Source organism: Corynebacterium timonense (assembly GCF_900105305.1).
GTDB classification, from domain to species: Bacteria; Actinomycetota; Actinomycetes; order Mycobacteriales; family Mycobacteriaceae; genus Corynebacterium; species Corynebacterium timonense.
This window is the reverse complement of the sequence record NZ_LT629765.1, coordinates 753,957-772,942: the sequence shown is the minus strand read 5'-3', so window position 1 is coordinate 772,942 and position 18,986 is coordinate 753,957. Positions and strand designations below refer to the sequence as shown.

The 18,986-nt window shown below is 66.7% G+C and carries 17 protein-coding genes; 12 read left to right on the top strand and 5 right to left on the bottom strand.

Annotated features, from left to right (window positions below; genetic code table 11):
* Window positions 1-41: 41 nt before the first annotated feature.
* Entirely contained in the window at window positions 42-569 is a 528-nt protein-coding gene (locus BLT81_RS03720; RefSeq protein ID WP_040420609.1) for a DUF3093 domain-containing protein, read from the top strand.
* 42 nt (window positions 570-611) lie between these two features.
* Here the strand turns inward: BLT81_RS03720 and BLT81_RS03715 are convergent, their stop codons facing one another.
* Both BLT81_RS03715 and BLT81_RS03710 read right to left on the bottom strand, forming a co-directional pair.
* The gene (locus tag BLT81_RS03715) at window positions 612-905 is read right to left on the bottom strand and encodes a DUF4193 domain-containing protein (RefSeq protein ID WP_019192891.1); all 294 of its coding nucleotides are present in this window, start codon (window positions 903-905) and stop codon (window positions 612-614) included.
* 236 nt (window positions 906-1,141) lie between these two features.
* Entirely contained in the window at window positions 1,142-1,990 is an 849-nt protein-coding gene (locus tag BLT81_RS03710) for an inositol monophosphatase family protein (protein WP_040420718.1), read from the bottom strand.
* Between the two features lie 66 nt (window positions 1,991-2,056).
* Here BLT81_RS03710 and ppgK point away from each other — a divergent pair, with 66 nt between their 5' ends.
* Together ppgK and BLT81_RS03700 are read left to right on the top strand one after the other, a co-directional pair.
* A complete protein-coding gene (gene ppgK, locus BLT81_RS03705; RefSeq protein ID WP_040420720.1) occupies window positions 2,057-2,818 on the top strand; it encodes a polyphosphate--glucose phosphotransferase in 762 nt (253 codons plus the stop codon).
* A gap of 248 nt (window positions 2,819-3,066) precedes the next feature.
* A complete protein-coding gene (locus BLT81_RS03700) occupies window positions 3,067-4,584 on the top strand; it encodes an RNA polymerase sigma factor (protein WP_081582838.1) in 1,518 nt (505 codons plus the stop codon).
* Window positions 4,585-4,597: 13 nt separating this feature from the next.
* Here the strand turns inward: BLT81_RS03700 and BLT81_RS03695 are convergent, their stop codons facing one another.
* Window positions 4,598-6,286 (bottom strand): DEAD/DEAH box helicase, encoded by a 1,689-nt coding sequence (locus BLT81_RS03695; RefSeq protein ID WP_019192895.1) that lies wholly within the window; start codon window positions 6,284-6,286, stop codon window positions 4,598-4,600.
* Between the two features lie 59 nt (window positions 6,287-6,345).
* Window positions 6,346-6,597, bottom strand: a complete 252-nt coding sequence (locus BLT81_RS03690) for a DUF3039 domain-containing protein (protein ID WP_019192896.1) — start codon at window positions 6,595-6,597, stop codon at window positions 6,346-6,348.
* 70 nt (window positions 6,598-6,667) lie between these two features.
* Between BLT81_RS03690 and BLT81_RS03685 the strand changes: the two genes are divergently transcribed.
* From BLT81_RS03685 to galE, 6 genes are all read left to right on the top strand, one after another.
* Entirely contained in the window at window positions 6,668-7,198 is a 531-nt protein-coding gene (locus tag BLT81_RS03685) for a DUF3099 domain-containing protein (RefSeq protein ID WP_081582800.1), read from the top strand.
* Window positions 7,191-8,720, top strand: a complete 1,530-nt coding sequence (locus tag BLT81_RS03680; RefSeq protein ID WP_019192898.1) for a DUF7782 domain-containing protein — start codon at window positions 7,191-7,193, stop codon at window positions 8,718-8,720. The genes BLT81_RS03685 and BLT81_RS03680 overlap by 8 nt, the downstream gene beginning before the upstream one ends.
* Before the next feature lie 22 nt (window positions 8,721-8,742).
* A complete protein-coding gene (dtd, locus tag BLT81_RS03675) occupies window positions 8,743-9,177 on the top strand; it encodes a D-aminoacyl-tRNA deacylase (protein ID WP_019192899.1) in 435 nt (144 codons plus the stop codon).
* Window positions 9,178-9,264: 87 nt separating this feature from the next.
* Complete coding sequence (locus BLT81_RS03670) at window positions 9,265-10,260, top strand: sigma-70 family RNA polymerase sigma factor (RefSeq protein ID WP_019192900.1); 996 nt, start codon at window positions 9,265-9,267, stop codon at window positions 10,258-10,260.
* 198 nt (window positions 10,261-10,458) lie between these two features.
* On the top strand, window positions 10,459-11,151 hold the full coding sequence (locus BLT81_RS03665; RefSeq protein ID WP_019192901.1) for a metal-dependent transcriptional regulator: 693 nt from the start codon (window positions 10,459-10,461) through the stop codon (window positions 11,149-11,151).
* A 24-nt stretch (window positions 11,152-11,175) separates the two neighbouring features.
* Window positions 11,176-12,177 carry a UDP-glucose 4-epimerase GalE gene (gene galE / locus BLT81_RS03660; protein WP_019192902.1) on the top strand — a complete coding sequence of 334 codons (1,002 nt, stop codon included), beginning with the start codon at window positions 11,176-11,178 and terminating at the stop codon, window positions 12,175-12,177.
* Window positions 12,178-12,247: 70 nt separating this feature from the next.
* Here the strand turns inward: galE and BLT81_RS03655 are convergent, their stop codons facing one another.
* A complete protein-coding gene (locus BLT81_RS03655) occupies window positions 12,248-13,387 on the bottom strand; it encodes a DUF4192 domain-containing protein (protein ID WP_019192903.1) in 1,140 nt (379 codons plus the stop codon).
* Between the two features lie 214 nt (window positions 13,388-13,601).
* On the opposite strand from BLT81_RS03655, the gene BLT81_RS03650 reads away from it, so the two are divergent.
* The 3 genes from BLT81_RS03650 (at window position 13,602) to BLT81_RS03640 (ending at window position 18,935) form a co-directional block, all read left to right on the top strand.
* Window positions 13,602-14,648, top strand: a complete 1,047-nt coding sequence (locus tag BLT81_RS03650) for a PAC2 family protein (RefSeq protein ID WP_019192904.1) — start codon at window positions 13,602-13,604, stop codon at window positions 14,646-14,648.
* A 51-nt stretch (window positions 14,649-14,699) separates the two neighbouring features.
* Window positions 14,700-17,228, top strand: a complete 2,529-nt coding sequence (locus BLT81_RS03645) for a DEAD/DEAH box helicase (protein WP_040420725.1) — start codon at window positions 14,700-14,702, stop codon at window positions 17,226-17,228.
* A 477-nt stretch (window positions 17,229-17,705) separates the two neighbouring features.
* Window positions 17,706-18,935, top strand: coding sequence for an NAD(P)/FAD-dependent oxidoreductase (locus BLT81_RS03640; RefSeq protein ID WP_019192906.1), 1,230 nt, complete (start codon window positions 17,706-17,708; stop codon window positions 18,933-18,935).
* The last annotated feature ends 51 nt before the right edge of the window (window positions 18,936-18,986 follow it).

Genomic DNA, 18,986 nt, shown 5'->3' with positions numbered 1-18,986 from the left:
CCTACGGCACCGCCGCGCGGGACTGAACTAAAGTTTGACCCGTGAAGGATACGACCGAACCCAGTGGAAGCACCGGCGGGAGCCCCAACGGAAGCACCGTACCCAGCGTTCTCTACCGCGAACGCCAGTGGGCGCCGTGGTACATGTGGCTCGCTGGCGCGGTCCTCGTGCTCATCTTGTCTGGGCAGTTCGCCCTCAACCGCAACGTATGGTGGTTCGTTATCCCGCTGCTAGCTTTGGGGGCCCTCGTCGGCTGGTTCTTGTTGTGGCTGTCGCGCACGGTTGTCCGCGTCGAACAAGAGGCGGACGGCACACGCTGGTTGCTTGTCGACGGCGCGAACCTCCCCCACACCGTGGTCGCCCGATCGATGGCGGTGCCTGCCTCGGCGCGTCGCAACGCGCTCGGGCGCCAGCTCGACCCCGCCGCCTTCCTTGTCACCCACGGGTGGGTCCAAGAACACGCCCTGCTTGTCCTCGACGACCCAGAGGACCCCACGCCCTACTGGCTCATCGCCTCGAAAAACCCCGCGGCCCTCCTAGACGCCTTCGTGCCCGGCCAGCGCGCCTAACTCTCGCGCTGACCCCGCCGATTGCCTCCTGCAGGCTGCGCGCTACTCGCAGTCGAGGCAGATCTTGCTGCCGTCAGGTTCGGTGTACGCCAAGCGCGACTTCTTCTGCACCAGGAAGCAGGACGCGCACGTAAACTCGTTTTCTTGACGGGGAACGACGCTGACGTTCAGCTCCTCGCCCGACAGATCGGAAGCGGGGATATCAAAGGCGTCGACGATCTCGCCGTCGTCGTCCATGCTCGAGCCCGCGGCTTCCGCGGCCTTAAGACCTTCGAGGGAATCCGTCTCGATCTCGTCTTCTGCTCGGCGCCGGGGGGCGTCGTAATCGGTGGCCATCTGACTCTCCTTCGCACCTGCCACAGGAACCGCAAGTTATGCGGGTCTCCGCGTGACGTGTTTCTGCCTGTCCACTGCCGCGCGGCCGTCCAATCCGGCTCGCTGTCCAGCGCTTTTCAGCGGAATACTAAAGCATCGCGGTTGCGCTGTCATCTTTGCAGTTGGCGGCGGGGAAAAGGGCCTTCATTAATCCCCTTCATGCAGGCGGCGAATCACGCCCCTCATCATGCTCCTCATCATGCCAAAGCACTGCGCGCACCTGCGGCGTCGAGAAGCGAATAAAAACTCTCGCTGATCCCCGGCGCGGCCGCCACGACGAGGTCGCCATCGCTGCCCTGGCTGCGCACGCCGGGGTGCCGCACCGCAGCCCCGGCCTCGGTGGCGATGAGCGCTCCGGCCGCCCAGTCCCACGGGTGGGTGCCGTGCTCGTAGTAGGCGTCCACGCGCCCCTCGGCGACGGCACACAGGTCGAGCGCGGCGGACCCCATCCGGCGGATGTCGCGCACCTCGGGCAGCACCCGGGCGAGGAGCTCGGCCTGGGCCGCACGCCACCGCGCCGAGTACGAAAAGCCTGTGGCCACCAAGGCGTGCGCGACGTCCTCCGTCTCTGCGGCCCTCAGGCGGCCGGAGCGCCCCTCGCGCTCGACATACGAACCGAGGCCGGTGACGGCTCGGTAGCTCTCCCCCGTCGCCACGTTGTTCACGCAGCCGACGACCACCCGCCCGCCCACCGCCGCCGCCAGCGAGACGGCGTAGGAGGGCAGGCCATAGAGGAAGTTCACGGTGCCGTCGATCGGGTCGATGATCCACTCCACCCCTGATGTGCCAGCTCGCTGTGTTCCTTCCTCGCCGAGCAGGCCGTCGTGAGGACGCAGCTGACGCAACTTGGCCACGATGAACGCCTCCGCAGCCCGGTCAACGTCCGTCACGGGGTCGACGGCGCTGGACTTCGTCTCCGCGGGGATGCGCCGACCGGCCGACACAAGCTCGGAGCGGCGGTTTGCCACGAGGGCGGCGGCGTCGCCCGCCACGGTCACGCAGATGTCGAGGAGGTCGGTCGGGCTCGGTTGGTGTCCTTCGTCCATGTCCCCCATCGTGCCCCATGCCTGGGCGGCGCGCCCGACGCTGGCGAGTTTTGTATGCTTGCGCCCATGACACACCCGCACGAACACGCCTTCGGGGTCGACGTAGGCGGCTCCGGGATCAAAGGGGCGCTGGTGGACCTGATGACCGGCGAGTTCGTGGGCCAGCGCTACGTGGTCGACACTCCTCAGCCCGCCACCCCGGACGCCGTGGCGGCCACCGTAGCGCGCATCGTCGACGACGCTGGGTGGGACGGCCCCGTCGGCGTTGCCCTCCCGTCCGTCATCCGCGAACAGGTCGCCGTCACTGCTGCCAACATCGACCCCGCGTGGATTGGCACCAACTGCCACGATTTGCTCACCCGCCACCTCGGCGAACGCCCCCTCGCCATCCTCAACGACGCGGATGCCGCCGGCCTCGCTGAGGTCGCCCACGGGGTCGACGAGGCGCGCCGCGGCTCGGTGATCTTTCTCACCTTCGGCACCGGCATCGGCTCCGCCTTCTTCGCGCACGGGGCGCTCTTTTCCAACACAGAGCTCGGGCACTTGCTTATCGACGGCACAGAGGCCGAGCGCCTTGCCTCCTCGGCGGCCAAGGTTCGCGATGGCCTCGGCTTTGCCGCGTGGGCCTCTCGGGTGGACACCGTGCTCGCCGAATTCGAGCGGTTATTCAACCCCTCCGCTTTCATCGTCGGCGGCGGAATCTCCACCGACGCCGGCCAGTGGCTCCCTCACCTGAGTATCCGCACCCCGGTCCTGCCGGCCCGCCTCCGCAACCGCGCGGGTGTCGTCGGAGCGGCGATGGCAGCCGCCCACCACGTCACGCCCTAAGCGCACTCGGCCCGTATACAACGCGCACACGCGACCCCTCCCCCTCCCCGCATCCATGATCGGGTACGGTAGGTGGCCTGACATGGACGACTCCCGCGAGCCCGGCGTGCGAGAGCCACCCTATAAGGCCTATAAGGACTGTACGGCACGGAAGGGCACGGAATAGACGGGCTTCGGCGGTCGTTATAGGAGTCGGTCCTGAAGAAGCAATCCTGTTTGCGTACTCTGGAGTGTCTAAGAGTGCGGAACTGAAGACCCGACGAGGCGAAAGGGCGTACGTGGCAACTAGCGAAACTTCCGAGAACACCACCGTCAGCAGCGCGGACGGTGTCGCAGGTGGCGGCGCTACCCACACGGCCACTAAGAAAGCGGTGAAGAAAACCGCGGCTAAGAAGACCGCGCGGAAGGCGACACGCACGGCGGCAGCGAAGAAGACGGTGAAGAAAACCGCGGCTAAGAAGACCGCGAAAAAGACCGTGAAGAAAACTGCGGCGAAAAAGGCCACCTCCAAGCACCCCGCCGCCGAGGCGGCGGTGGACGACGAGGACGAGGACGAGGACCTCACGCTGCGCGAGGACGCCGCGGAGGACGCCCACGACACCGACGACGACTTCGACCCGCTGCTCGCCGACGACGAGGACGAGGACGAGGACGCCTTCGACCTCGAGAGCGACCTTGACGACGACGAAGGCCTCGAGGACGAGGACGAGGACGAGGCCGCTGACGAGGACGAAGAAGACGAGGACGACGAGGACCAGGGCGCGTCCGTGTGGGACATCGAAGAATCCGCCGCGCTGCGCCAGGCCCGCAAAGACGCCCAGCTCACCGCGTCGGCCGACTCCGTGCGTGCCTACCTGAAGCAAATCGGCAAGGTCGCCCTGCTCGATGCTGAACAGGAGGTCTCCCTCGCCAAGCGTATCGAGGCTGGCCTCTACGCCCAGCACCGTCTCGACGAGATGGAACGCGCGGCCGCGGCAGGTGACAAGGACGCTAAGCTCACGCCCGCGGTCAAGCGCGACCTGCGCTCCGTGGCCCGCGACGGGCGTAAGGCGAAGAACCACCTCCTCGAGGCGAACCTGCGCCTCGTCGTCTCCCTGGCCAAGCGCTACACCGGGCGCGGCATGGCCTTCCTCGATCTGATCCAGGAAGGCAACCTCGGCCTCATCCGTGCTGTGGAAAAGTTCGACTACTCCAAGGGGTACAAGTTCTCTACCTACGCCACGTGGTGGATCCGCCAGGCCATCACCCGCGCGATGGCAGACCAGGCCCGCACAATCCGCATCCCGGTGCACATGGTGGAGGTCATCAACAAGCTCGGCCGCATCCAGCGCGAGCTGCTACAGGACTTGGGCCGCGAGCCCACCCCCCAGGAGCTGGCGAAGGAGATGGATATCACCGAGGAGAAGGTCCTCGAAATCCAGCAGTACGCCCGCGAGCCGATCTCCTTGGATCAGACCATCGGCGACGAGGGCGACAGCCAGCTCGGCGACTTCATCGAGGATTCCGAGGCCGTCGTCGCCGTCGACGCCGTCTCCTTCACCCTCCTGCAGGATCAGCTGCAGGACGTGCTGCACACCCTCTCCGAGCGCGAGGCTGGTGTGGTGCGCTTGCGCTTCGGGCTGACCGACGGTATGCCCCGCACCCTCGACGAGATCGGCCAGGTCTACGGCGTGACCCGCGAGCGCATCCGCCAGATCGAGTCAAAGACGATGTCCAAGCTGCGCCACCCCTCGCGCAGCCAGGTGCTGCGCGACTACCTGGACTAGCCTCGCCCCGGCGCTACCAGTCGCGCAGGTAGGCGATGCGGTCACGCAGTTGCTGAGCGCTGCACAGAGCGGTCGGCGGGCCCCCGCACGCCTTGCGCACCTCAGTGTGGATCGCGCCGTGCGGCCGTCCCGTTTTACCCGCCACGATGGACACGCGCGCGTTGAGCTCGCGGCGCAGGTCGCCGATCTCATCTACGGCGACCTTCTCCTCCTCTCGCGACGCGGGCTGCGGAGTGATGGTGGTGCCCAGCACGGCGGCGCGCTCCCGCGCTTGCCTGTCCGCCGCCCTTTGCGCGCGCTCCTCCGCTTCGCGCGCATCCAATTGGTCCGCCTGGCGTTTGCGCAGCAGAAGCTTCACCTGCTCCGCGTCGAGCAGGCCCGGCAGGCCCAAAAAGTCCTGTTCCTCCTGGGAGCCGGCGGTGGTGCCGGTGCCGTAGGTTGAACCGTCGAAGATGAGTGAATCCAACTCGGCGGAGGCGCCGATGGACTGGTAGCCGGAGACCTCGTCGGGCTCGTTGCGCGTCTGGTTCGCTTGCTCGAGCAGCTCGTCCGACCAGCCCGATTCGCGGTGCGGCTTGCCCAGCACGTGGTCGCGCGAGACCTCCATCTCCTCCGCCAGCCGCAGCAGAACCGGAACGGAAGGCAAGAACACCGACGCCGACTCGCCCGGGCGCCGCGAGCGCACGAAGCGCCCGATCGCCTGGGCGAAAAACAGCGGCGTCGAGGCCGAGGTGGCGTACACTCCCACCGCGAGGCGCGGCACGTCGACGCCCTCCGACACCATGCGCACCGCCACCATCCATTCCGAGGTTGACGCGGAAAACTCATCGATGCGCTCCGACGCCCCGGCCTCGTCCGAGAGCACGACCGTCACCGGCGTGGAACTGAGCGCCTCCAGGATTTTTGCGTAGGCGCGGGCCGTCGTCTTATCGGTAGCGATGACCAGCCCGCCCGCGTCCGGGATGTGCGCGCGCAGCTTGTGCAGTCGCGTGTGGGCCGCCTGGAGCACGGCGGCGATCCAGTCGCCCTTCGGGTCGAGCGCCGTCTTCCACGCGCGGGCGGTCTGCTCCGCGTTGAGCGGCTCTCCGAGCCGGGCCGAGTACTCCTCGCCGGCCGAATCCTTCCACTGCGCCTCGCCCGAGTAGGCGAGGAAGACGACGGGGCGGACGACGCCGTCGGCAAGCGCGTGCGCGTAGCCGTAGGTGTAGTCGGCCTGGCTGACAAGGTGGCCCTCGCCGTCCTCCTCGTAGCGCACGAAGGGGATGGCGGAGTCGTCGGAGCGAAACGGCGTACCGGTCAAAGCGAGGCGGTGCTCGACGTCGTCGTAGGCCTCGCTTACGCCGTCGCCCCAGCTCTTCGCGTCGCCGGCGTGGTGGATCTCGTCGAGGATGACGAGGGTGCGCCGCGCGGAAGCGACGGCTCGGTGCTTAAACGGATGCATGCCCACCTGAGCGTAGGTGACCACGATGCCGTCGAAAGCCGGGTTGACTGCCGAGGAGTTGGTGAAGGAGGCGTCGAGGGACAGCCCGAAGCGTTTCGCGGCGTCGGACCACTGGTGCTTCAGGTGCTCCGTGGGCACGACGACGATGACCCGCTGCACCGTTTTGTCGTCGAGAAGCGAGCTAGCGAGCGTCAGCGCGAAGGTCGTCTTGCCGGCGCCCGGCGTGGCCACCGCGAGAAAATCTCGCGGCTTCGTGGCCATATACGACGTGAAGGCCTCCTGCTGCCATGCACGCAGCGAAGGCCGAGCGGCGGACTGTGTCACTTACGACGCAGCCCCTTGTAGATTGCCTCGCACTTCGGGCACACCGGAGAACCCGGTTTGGCCTGCTTTTTCACCGGGAAGGTCTCGCCGCACAGGGCGACGACCATCTTGCCGGAGATTGCCGAATCCACGATCTGATCTTTCTTGACGTAGTGGAAGAACTTGGGGGTTCCATCGTCGATGCCTGACGAGGTGTCCTCCCGCACGTCGGTGCCGGTGCGCTCAAGGGTTTTCGTCGTCGTAGTCACACACCCATCATGCCCCAAGACAGCCGGGAGGTTAAGCCGCGCTGGTGGCCGCGGGCTACCCTCGGTTTTCATGAGCACCGCTGACGAGAACTTCTCCGGCCCAGGGCCCCGTCGAGGGCCCGATCCAGAGACTGTCGACGTCGAGGCGGATGCTTCACCGCACCGCCGCACGATGCGCCGCCGCCCCCGGCAACTCATCACGGACGCGACGCGCACACCGGAGCAGAACCTGCGCAGCCGCGAACGCGTCTACATGATTCTGCAGATGCTGCGGCTGCCCTTTATCCTCCTCGCGATCGTCGCCGCCTGGTACCTCGACAACTGGTGGCTTGCCGGCATCCTGTTCGTGGTCTCTATCCCGCTGCCGTGGGTCGCGGTCATGATTGGCAACGGCAAGGGCGAAAAGCGCGACAGGAGGAGCCGCAACGTGTATAAACCCGCCGTCGCCCGCGAGTACCAGCGCCTCGAGTCCGAGCGACGCCGCCAGCTCGAGGCCGGCGGTCCAGACGGTCCAGACCGCGCCCCAGACCCGGGCCAGGCGCCCACTATCATCGAGCACGACGAGACGAACCCGCCCGAGAAAAGGACCCCCCGTGACTGACCGCACGCCGCTGACCAGCGCCGTAACCGCCCTCGCAGGCGAGTTGCGCGCCGCCGGTTTCACCACCGAGGCCATTTCCGCGCACCTCGGCCCCGACGCTACCGAGGCCCTCTACCGCGGCGAGCCCGGCGTTGTGTTCACCGCGTGTGCGGACGGCTCCCGCCTGTCGGGCCTCATTCGATTCTTCCTGCTGCGCGAAGCGTGGACCGGCCAGGACCTCGCGGATCTTCTTGGGTCGCGCCTGACGCTCTCGCTTCTCGACGCCTCCCTCGCCGCCCCACTGCCCTCCGGCGAGATCCAGGTCGCCCTCGACGTGCGCCCCCACGTCCTCGCCGGCGAGAACCGGTTCATCGTCTCCGACCTCGATGCCTCCACCAGCGCCCACGTTCCAGGGCCGGACCACGTGCTCGGTGTCGGCGCGGCCTCGCTGTCGCTTCTGTCCGCCTCGTCATGCGAACCCGTCGATAGCGTGCTCGACCTCGGCACGGGCTCCGGCGTGCAGGCCGTCGCCCAGGCGGGGTGCGCTGCCCGCGTCGTGGCCACCGACGTCAGCGCCCGCGCGCTCGCTCTCGCGGATGCGAACCTCGCTGCGAACGGGATCGACAACGTTGAGCTGCGCGAGGGCCCGTGGTTCGAGCCCGTCGCGGGCGAGCGCTTCGACCGGATTGTCATCAACCCACCGTTCGTCGTGGGCCCGCCCGAGGTGGGCCACGTCTACCGCGATTCCGGCCTAGACCTTGACGGGGCGACGCAGCTCGTCGTGAGCCAGGCGCCCGAGCACCTCACGACCGGCGGCACGGCGCACATCCTCGGCGCATGGGTGCATACCGCCGAGGAAAGCTGGCAGAGCCGTGTTGCCTCGTGGTTACCGCCCCGGGGGGTGTCCGCGTGGGTGATTCAGCGCGACGTGGTCGATCCGGGCATGTACGTCTCCACGTGGCTCAAAGACGGCTCGGTTGATCCTCGCTCCCGCGAGGGCATCGACACAACCGCGCGCTGGCTGGAGCACTTCCGCGCTAACGACGTGCACGCGATCGGGTTCGGCTGGGTGTTTCTGCGTGAGATCGGTGACGCCCCCACCGAGGTCACCGCCGAGGAGGTGCTGCAGCCGTTCAGCGCCCCGTTAGCCCCCGAGGCCGGCGAGTACTTCGAACGCGCAGCGTGGCTGCGCGAGGCTGACGCCGAGGCGGTCCTCGACGCCCGCTACATCCTCCGCCCGGGGGTGGCCGTCGAGGAGGTCAGCGTGGCCGATTCGGACACCGGCATGGGCTTTCGCCCGCAGGTCACGCGCCTGATCCGCACCGACGGGCCGCGCTTTCACCACGAGGTCGACGCCGGGCTGCGCGCGATCGTCGCTGGCCTGCACCCGCAGGGCCTGCCGCTTCGCGACGTCATCGACTTGTGGGCCGTATCCAACGGCGTGGAGTCGGAGGACTATTTCGGGTCTGCGGCGACGGCGGTCGTGGATCTCGTGCGCCACGGCCTGCTCATCCCTGCCGACATCGCAGAAATCGTGTCCTAACCCCAGCCCGGAAGGAATCCCCATGAAGGCCGTACTCACCCGCGTGTCCAGCGCCAGCGTCACCGTCGACGACGAGCTTGTCGGCTCGATTGACTGCCCCGACACGGGTGGCGTGCTAGCACTCGTTGGCGTCGCCCGCGACGACGGCGAGGACGCATGGCGAACCATGGCGCGAAAAATCGCGGAGCTGCGCCTGCTCGACGGAGAGCGCTCGGTGCAGGACGTGGGGGGAAGCGTGCTGCTGGTGAGCCAGTTCACCCTCATGGGACGTACTGCGAAGGGGCGGCGGCCCTCGTGGTCCGATGCGGCACCCGGCGAACAGGCGGAGCCTGTGCTGAGCAAGATCGCGGCGGAGCTTCGTGAACGCGGAATCCACGTCGAAGAAGGGCGCTTCGGGGCGATGATGTCCGTCGCGAGCGTCAACGAAGGGCCCTTTACTTTGCTCGTGGAGACATAAGCGAATATTTATACGGTCGGCGGGAACAATTCCTTCGGCTGCGGCGTTGCTACGATAGATACCCGCTGTTTTAGGAGGCACGCACCCATGACTCAACCCGATCATGACCTGGCAGTCGACAGTGAGGAAGCCGTTGACCGCGGCAGCCGCCGAAACCAGACGAATGACAACCCGTCGGCCGACTTGGTTCGCGTGTACCTCAACGGCATCGGCAAAACCGCACTGCTCGACGCGGAGCAGGAGGTGGAACTTGCTCAGCAGATCGAGGTTGGTCTGTACGCCCAGCACCTTTTGGACGATCCTGACGTGCAGCTCACCCGCGCCCGCAAGCGTGATTACAAGATTCTGGCGAAGCAAGGCCGCAAGGCCCGCGCCCACCTGCTCGAGGCGAACCTGCGTCTTGTTGTCTCCCTAGCCAAGCGCTATACCGGCCGGGGGATGCCCCTGCTCGATCTCATCCAGGAAGGCAACTTGGGCCTGATCCGCGCGATGGAGAAGTTCGATTACGCCAAAGGCTTTAAGTTTTCTACCTACGCCACGTGGTGGATCCGCCAGGCCATCACCCGCGGTATGGCCGACCAGTCTCGTACTATCCGCCTCCCGGTCCACCTCGTCGAGCAGGTGAACAAGCTGTCGCGCATTCGCCGCGAGATGTACCAGTCCCTCGGGCGCGAACCCACCAACGAAGAGCTCTCGGAGGAGTCGGGCATCGATGAGTCAAAGATCGAGATGCTTCTGCGCCAGTCGCGCGACCCCGTGAGCTTGGACATGCCCGTCGGCGCGGACGAAGAGGCCCCGTTGGGCGACTTCATCGAGGACGCGGAAGCCACCGACGCCGAGGACGCCGTCGTGTCCACTCTGCGCCACGACGACATTCAGGACATCATCGGAGGCTTGGAAGAGCGCGAGCAGGACGTCATCCGGTTGCGCTATGGCCTCGACGACGGCGTGCCCCGCACCTTGGACCAGATCGGCCGCCAGTTTGGGCTCTCACGCGAGCGCGTGCGCCAGATCGAACGCGAGGTGATGTCAAAACTGCGCGTCGGAGAGCGAGCGGCCCGCCTGCGCGACTACGCCCTCTAGACAGCTTTTTCCCGGGGTGTTCATGCACCCCGCCTCGGAAAGCACGGCCTACGTCGCATCCTTGGGATAGAATAGGTTGTGCTTTTCTGTTTTTAGGTAGGTGAACTCTCCATCTACCCATCTACATAGCCCCTGCCTGCCCGACACGCCGGATACCGCGCGTGAGATGCACTGCGTTTTAGAAAAGGATGACCAACCGTGCGCGACCTTGTAGACACCACAGAAATGTACCTGCGGACCGTATACGAGCTCGAGGAGGAGGGGATTGTCCCGCTCCGGGCGCGCATCGCCGAGCGACTCGAGCAGTCCGGGCCGACCGTCTCCCAGACCGTGGGCCGCTTGGAGCGCGACGGGCTCATGGTTGTGGAGGACGACCGTTCGCTGTCCCTGACCCCCACCGGGCGGCAGCGCGCCACCGAGGTGATGCGTAAGCACCGTCTCGCCGAGCGTCTGCTGAGCGATGTTCTCAAACTCGATCTCACCCAGGTCCACGAGGAAGCCTGCCGGTGGGAACACGTCATGAGCAAGGACGTCGAGGAGCGCGTCGTCGCCGTGCTCGACAAGCCCTACCGCTCCCCTTTCGGCAACCCGATTCCGGCGCTCGACGAGCTCGGCGTCGATTCCACCCCTGAGTTCGACCCGGGCGAGCGCGCGAGCGATGTCGCCACGGATACCCCCCAGCGTTACGAGGTCGTGCAGATGAGCGAGATCCTCCAGCTGGATAAGAAGCAGTTCGCGATCCTCCACGACGCTGACATCGTCGTCGGCTCGGTGGTGACCGTAGAAAACGGCCCCGACAAGGGCTGCGTCGCCGTGACCGGAGGCAACGGCAACCGTGTCCTGCTGCGCAAGGAACTCGCGCACGCCCTGCGCGTGACCCCTGCGAACTAGTCCGAGCAAGAGGTTGTCCACGCTGTGAAGATTCTTGTCACGGGCGGCGCAGGCTACGTCGGCAGCGTCTGCGCTACCGTTTTGCTTGACGCGGGCCACGAGGTCACGATTATTGACGACTTTTCTACGGGCAACCGCGACGCTGTGCCTCCCCGCGCACGGCTGGCGGAGGGCACGATCAGCGAGGTCATCGACGACGTCCTTGCCGCTGATCACTACGACGGCGTAGTGCACTTCGCGGCCCGTTCCCTCGTCGGCGAATCGATGGAGCTGCCCGACGAGTATTGGCGCGACAACCTCGTGGTCACGCTGACGCTTCTCGACGCCATGCGGGCGCACAACGTCACCAACCTCGTCTTTTCCTCCACCGCCGCCACCTACGGCGAGCCGGAGCAGGTGCCCATCACGGAAGATGCCCCCACCCGGCCGACCAACACCTACGGCGCGACGAAGCTCTCGATCGACTACGCCATCGCTTCCTACTGCTCGGCGTACAGCCTGGGAGCGACGAGCCTGCGCTACTTCAACGTGGCCGGCGCGCATGGCGCGGCCGGGGAGAACCACCGCACCGAAACGCACCTCATTCCGCTGGTTCTCCAGGTGGCGCTGGGCTATCGCGAAAAGATCATGATCTTCGGCGAGGACTGGCCCACCCCCGATGGCACGTGCGTGCGCGACTACATCCACGTCCGCGACCTGGCAGACGCTCACCTGCTCGCGCTGGAAAGCAACACGGCAGGCGCTCACCGCATCTACAACCTCGGCTCAGGCGACGGCTACTCCGTCCGCGAGGTTATTGAGATGTGCCGGACGGTCACCGGCCACCCCATCCCCGCGCAGGTAGCGCCGCGCAGGGCGGGCGACCCGGCGGTGCTCGTCGCTTCCTCCGACAAGATTCGCGCCGAGCTTGGGTGGGATCCGCAGCGCACGGACCTCCGCACGATCGTCGAGGACGCCTGGGCGTTTACGTCCGCGCTGGGTGAGCGCACCCACGCCGCTGCGCGGGACGAGACGCGCTCGCGTTAGCCCCTCACCGCGAGGCTGCGCGATCCGGTGGCCGTGCATGTCCTCCGAGGTCGCCGTGTGGGGCCCTCGTTTACCACGCGCAGACGCTCCCGTCGCGAGCGGCGTGGATCAGGGACTTTTCCTGGCCGATCCGCATGAGGTCGATGATAAGCCCCGACAGGTTGTGGCTCGGGACCTCCTCCAGCGCGGTCATGAGGGCGGCGGTGGCCCACGAGGTGAGGCCTTTGTCGATCGCCAGGATCGCCCACACGCACAACGCGTTGGCACGGATAACTCCTGTGAACGTGCGTGCCACGCTCATCATTGCTGTGCCCGCGCACGCGGGGTCGGCGAGCGCCATGTTGATCAACCCGTCGCGCAGGATGCTGCTCGACAGCAGCGTTGCCAGCGCCACGAGGTCGTCGTCGCTCACGTCCAGTTGGTCGCTGCGGTCGTCTGCGTCGACGCCGATCAGCTGCCGGGCGGGAAACGCGGAGAGGCTGCGGCCGGCCTCGAGGGCCCCGGCGCGCGCCCGGGGGTCGCCCCGGTTGATTTTCCTTGTCAGCTCGGAGCCGCGCCGCGCGGCCAGTTTTTGGCGGGCCTCGCGTTCCTCGGCTTCCTCGTGGTCACCGGGAGGACACCACTCGAAGTGGCTGTAGGTGTCTTCCCGGGAAAGCTCGGGGAGGACACCGTTGGTGATCAGCGGTTTCATCGCCGGCGAGGCCGCCACGGACGAGACAGTGCCGCACGTCCATTCCTTGCCGAAGGAGCCCGCGACAACGGAGCCCTTCCCCGGCTCGAAGACGAGGCTGTACGGGGTTCCGGTGGCGATTTCCGAGACGTGCCAGCAGGCGTCGATAAGCGGGGCCCCGGTGTCGGTGGTGAGCGCGAAAAGGGCGTTTATGGCGGCCTCGGCGAGCGGAGAATGAGGGATGCGGGTGACGAGGACAGCGAGAAACGCCACGCACCTGTCCATGGGAAGCTCTCCGATGATGTCTCCCAGCTCGTGGGCGTGGGTGATATCGGAGCGGAGGACTGGGCCAAGTGTGGCGCAGCCGGGCCTGTCGTTGTCGACGAGGCCGAGGACGATGACGGATTCGTGCGGGTAAAAGCCGAGCACTCCCGGAAGAGAGGCGATGATTTCGGCGGGGCCGGACAAGCTTTCTGAAGCAAACGATGATCTTTCCATGGTCACGTTTGTCGGGCTGCGGGCCTCGGCGGTTCCCTCCATCGGTGGCCGGCACGCGTCGTGGAGTGCCTTTCTGTGGATGGGGAGGCGTTGTCCACACGTCGGCCCGTGGCCCGCCCCGCCTAGTAGCGCGAGGCTGCTCGTTCGTGCACAATGGAATGCTTTAACGGGAATGTTTCCTGGGGCTGCGCCGTTGTGGCAAGAGAGAACCCGGGCTGATCCCGGGATGGTTTCAGGCTGGTTCAGGAGGTTAGAGATGACGCGGAACGACCGTCACATGTACGAACTGGAGTACCCGGCCCCGGCTGTGGGCGGGGACGCGTCCTCCGGTCCGACCCTCGTGATTGCCATGCAGGGCTACGCGGACGCGGGCCACGCCGTCGAGGGCGCGGCGGAGCATCTGAAGGCGGCACTCGACTCGCGCACGGTGGCCACCTTCAGCAACGACGAGCTCATTGACTACCGCTCGCGCCGCCCCACGGTCACCATGGCGCAGCACGAGATCACGGGTATGGACGACCTGCAGCTCGATATCCGGGTGCTGCGCGACGAGGAGGGTTCCTCCTTCCTGCTGCTTTCCGGGCCCGAACCCGACCTGCGCTGGGAGGCCTTCAGCGACGCTGTAGCCGACTTGGTGGAGCACTTCGACGTGGATAAGACGATCTGCCTGTATGCAGCCCCGATGGGGGCGCCCCACACGCGCCCGCTTGTCGTGTCCGCTCACGGCAACGACCCCGAGCTCGTCGGCACGATGTACACCTTCGATGGCATGGTCTCCGTCCCGGGCTCGGCCGCCACGATGATCGAGCGCGTGTTGCACGGCCGCGGGCGCTCCGTGGCTGGTTACACGGCGCACGTGCCGCACTACATCTCGGCGTCGCCCTACCCGCACGCGGCGTACCAGCTGCTGCAGTCCGTCTCTGACGCCTCCGGCCTATCGTTCCCGCTGCGCGCCCTCGAGGCCGACATGCAGCGCGTCGCCCGCCAACTGGCGGAGCAGACGGAAGGGTCGGAGGAAATCTCCCAAGTCGTGACCGCCCTCGAGCAGCACTACGACCGCGAGATGGAGGCGTACCGCGAGCGCCACCCCAACGCGATGATGCCCGGCGAGGCACAGACGCCCAGCGGCGAGGAGATCGGTGAGGCCTTCGAGAACTTCCTCGCCGCCATCGACGACCGCGACCGGGAGCGGGGCCTTCCCCACGGGGAACCGGAGGACACCCGGTTGTCGGACTACTACGACCTCTCCCCTGAGGACGACGAACCAGGCGACGACGACGAACCCGGCGACGAGCGGGAGTAAAACCCCGTGTCGGCGGCGTCGGCTACGGTGGTGTGCGTGACTCTCGCCGATATGCTGCCCGACCTCGACAACGTCCCCGCCTCGCTTTTCGACGAAGCCGTGTGGGACACGTTCACCGCGTGGACGGCGGAGCGCGGCATCTCGCTCTACCCCGCGCAGGAAGAGGCGTCTCTGGCGCTGTTGACCGGCGACAACGTCATCCTGGCCACCCCGACGGGCTCCGGCAAGTCGATGGTGGCCAACGCCGCCCACTTCATCGCGCTGGCCCGCGGGCAGCGCTCCTTTTACACAGCCCCGATCAAGGCGCTCGTGAGCGAGAAGTTTTTCGCGCTGTGCGAGATATTCGGCGCGGAAAACGTGGGGATGATGACGGGCGACGCCACCGTCAACGGCAACGCCCCCATCATCGCGGCGACGGCGGAGATCGTGGCGAACATTGCGCTTCGGGAGGGCAAGAACGCCTCGATCGATCAGGTGGTGATGGACGAGTTCCACTACTACTCCGAGCCGGACCGCGGGTGGGCCTGGCAGGTACCCTTGCTCGAGCTGCCGAAGGCGCAGTTTTTGCTCATGTCCGCCACCCTCGGCGACACCGCCTGGCTGGAAGAAGACCTGACCTCTCGCACGGGCCGGCGCACCACCTACGTTGGAGGCTCGCAACGTCCGGTCCCGCTGGATTTCAGCTACGTGTTCACCGCGGTGCATGAGACCCTCGAGGAGCTACTCGCCGATGGCAAGGCTCCCATCTACGTGGTTCACTTTTCCCAGCGCGAGGCTACCGAGCGCGCGCAGGCGCTGACCAGCATGAAAATTGTCACGGCCGAGGAGAAGGAAAGAATCGCCGCCGAGATCGGGAACTTTCGTTTCACCACCGCCTTCGGGAAAACTCTGTCCACGCTGTTGCGCCGGGGTATCGGCATCCACCACGCGGGAATGCTGCCGAAGTACCGCCGCTTGGTCGAGCGCCTGTCCCAGCAGGGTCTGCTCAAAGTGATCTGCGGCACGGACACGCTCGGCGTGGGCATCAACGTGCCCATCCGCACCGTGCTCATGACAGGCCTGGCCAAGTTCGACGGCACGCGCCAACGCATCCTCAAGTCGCGTGAATTCCACCAGATCGCGGGCCGCGCCGGGCGTGCCGGCTACGACACCGAGGGCTCTGTCGTTGTCGAGGCGCCCGAGCACGAGATCGAGAACGCGAAGCTCCGTCGGCGTGTCGGGGACGACCCGAAGAAGGCGAAGAAGAAGCGTCTCAAGTCAGCGCGTGAAGGGGAAGTCAGCTGGTCGGAGAAGACCTTCCAGCGGCTGACAACGGCCGAGCCCGAGGAGCTGAGCAGCCAGTTCCGTGTCTCCACGTCGATGCTTCTCAACGTCGTGGCCCGCCCCGGTGACGGCTACGAGCACATGAAGCACCTGCTGCGCACCAACCATGACACACGGGCGAAGCAAAACCGCGACATCCTTACCGCCGTGGAGCTCTTCCGCGGCCTCATCAACGCCGGCGTGGTAGAGCGCACGCCGGACTCGCCGGCGATGCGCCCCTACACGCTGACCACCGAGCTCGATCGTGACTTCGCGCTCAACCAGCCGCTGTCGCCGTTCGCTCTCGCATTCCTCACCCTGCTCGACCCCGAGTCGGAGACGTACACCTTGGACGTCATTTCCACGTTCGAGGCCATCCTCGACGACCCGCGCCAGCTGCTCCAGGCGCAGCAGTCAGCTGCCCGCGGCGAGGAAATTGCCGCGTTGAAGGCCGAGGGCGTGGACTACACGGACCGTATGGCCATCGTGGAGGAGATCACCTACCCGAAGCCGCTCGCCGACGAGTTGGACGAGGCCTTTGACACCTTCGCCACGGGCAACCCGTGGGCGCGCGAGTTCGACCTGTCGCCCAAGTCCGTGGTGCGCGACATGATCGAGCACGCGATGACTTTCTCGGATGTCATCGCCACCTACGGGTTGGCGCGCTCAGAGGGCGTCATCTTGCGCTACCTCACCGACGCGTGGCGCACGCTGTCCCACTCGATCCCCGAGTCCTACCTCAACGACGAGCTCGAGGACATTGTGGCCTGGCTCGGGGAGCTCATCCGGCAGGTGGATTCTTCGCTCATCGACGAGTGGGCGCACATGGCGGACGAAGACTCCCCTATCTCCGAGGAAACCCTCCAGCGCGAGCTGGCCTTCGGCGTCGAGGACCCGACCGCTCTCACCGCTAACCGCCGGGCGTTCCGGGTCATGGTGCGCAACTACTTCTTCCGTATGGTCGAGCTCTTTGCTTTCGAAAAGGAGGAGCGCCTCGACGAGATGGTCGGCTACCTCGACCCAGACGAGCGGCCCGACTGGCCCGCCGCGATGGACGACTACTTCGCGGAGTACGACGACCTGGGCACCGGTCCCGAGGCCCGCGGCCCGGGTTTTTTCCGCCTTGTCAACGGCACGGGCCGCTCGTGGGAGGTTCAGCAAATTTTCCAGGACCCCGAGGGCGACAACTCCTACCAGCTGCACGGCGTGGTTGACCTCGACGCCTCCGACGAGGCCGGGGAGGTGCGGCTACGCTCTCTGCGGCTCGTCGCCCGGTAGCCCCGAACATACTCCGCCGCGCTTCTTGGCCGCCTGTTGCGCTCTCCCGGCCGCCCACTGCCCCTGTGAGGTGCGCTACGGCCTGGCCAACGGCAAGGTCGAGCGGTGGAACCGCATCCTGATGCACAAGTGGGTCGATATCCCCTTTACTCCAGCGAGCAGGCCCCGCAGCAAGGTTGTGCGGAGTCTCTCCGCGGGTACACCGACCTTCGAGCCCACACCGCTCTCGGCGGCGTACCCCGCGCAACGCGTTCACGGCGTCATCGGGAAGTGGAGTTAGGACGGCGGCGAGGTGTGCCCACGTGGGTGAGGGTGCGACGCGGGGGCGGTTTCGGTTCGCCCCGGACGGGCCGGTACCCCTCGGGCTCTCCCGCGGGGGTGCTCGGAGTTTTTTTGATGAGCCCGGAGTAGCCGCGGGCGCCGTCATCGTGCGCTATATTGAGTTTGGTTACAAAACCCTTAGGAGAGGACAATTACATGGCGCGTGCTCTTGTCATTGGGGCCGGGATGGTCGGCCTATCCACGGCGTGGTACCTCCAAGACCACGGCTACGAGGTCGAGGTTCTCGACCGGATAGGCGTCGCGGCGGGCTCGTCGTGGGGCAACGCCGGCTGGCTCGCCCCCGGCAAGACCATCCCCCTCGCCAACAAGAGCCTCTGGGCATACGGGCCCACCGCGCTTTTCGACGCCCACGCGGCGCTTCAGGTCCCTGCCCGCCCGGATCCCGGCTTGTGGGGCTTCGTCGCGCGGTTCATGGCGCACGCCACGGACCGCGCCTGGGACGCAACGATGGCACGGCTGACTCCCGCTGACCTCGGGGCCTTGCCGGCCTTCGACGAGCTCATCGCTGGGGGCGTCGAGGCCCAGACTCACAGCGTGGATTTCATCGTTGGCTTTGAAAAACAGTCGCAGGCCGCGGGTTTCCTCGCCGAGGTGGAAGGAGCCGTGCGCCACGGACAGGACGTCCCCTTCGAGCGCATCGATCTGGAGGAGGCGCGCAGCGTCGCGCCGGTTCTCTCCCCTCGTGTGAGCACGCTCTACCGGATGGGAGGTCAGCGCTACATCGACCCCGGAGCGTTCTGCGAGGCGCTCGCCGCCGACGTGCGGCGGCGTGGGGGCAGCGTCGTCGAGGGCGTGGAGGTCGTGGCGGTGACGTCGACACGCACTCCGGCGGTCAAACTGGCGACGGGAGAATGGCGCAGCGCCGACGTCGTCGTGGTGGCGACGGGCGCGTGGCTCCCTTCGCTGGTGCGTGGCCTGGGCGTGACTACGCGGGTGCAGGCTGGCCGCGGCTACTCCTTCAGCGTGGCCACCCGGGAGCCCGTCACGTCCCCGGTGTATTTGCCGTACACGAAGGTGGCGTGCACGCCGTACCAGGGGCGTCTACGGGTCGCGGGCACGATGGAGTTCCGCCGCCCGGACGAGGCGTTCCAGCCGCAGCGCGTGCGCTCTATCATTCACGCCACGGCCCCGCTGTTCGAAGGCGTCGACTGGGACCACCGCGAGGACGAGTGGGTCGGGTCGCGTCCCGTCACGCCCGACGGGCTGCCGCTCGTGGGGGCGACGAAGGCGCCAAACGTGTACGTCAACGGCGGGCACGGGATGTGGGGCGTGGTCCTCGGCCCGCTCAGCGGCAAGCTCCTCGCGCAGCGCATCGCCACCGGCGAGACGGCTCCAGCGATTGCTCCGTTCGACCCGCTGCGCTGATACTCTCATACGCTTAAACATTATTTTGGCGCGAAAACTACGATTGTTACA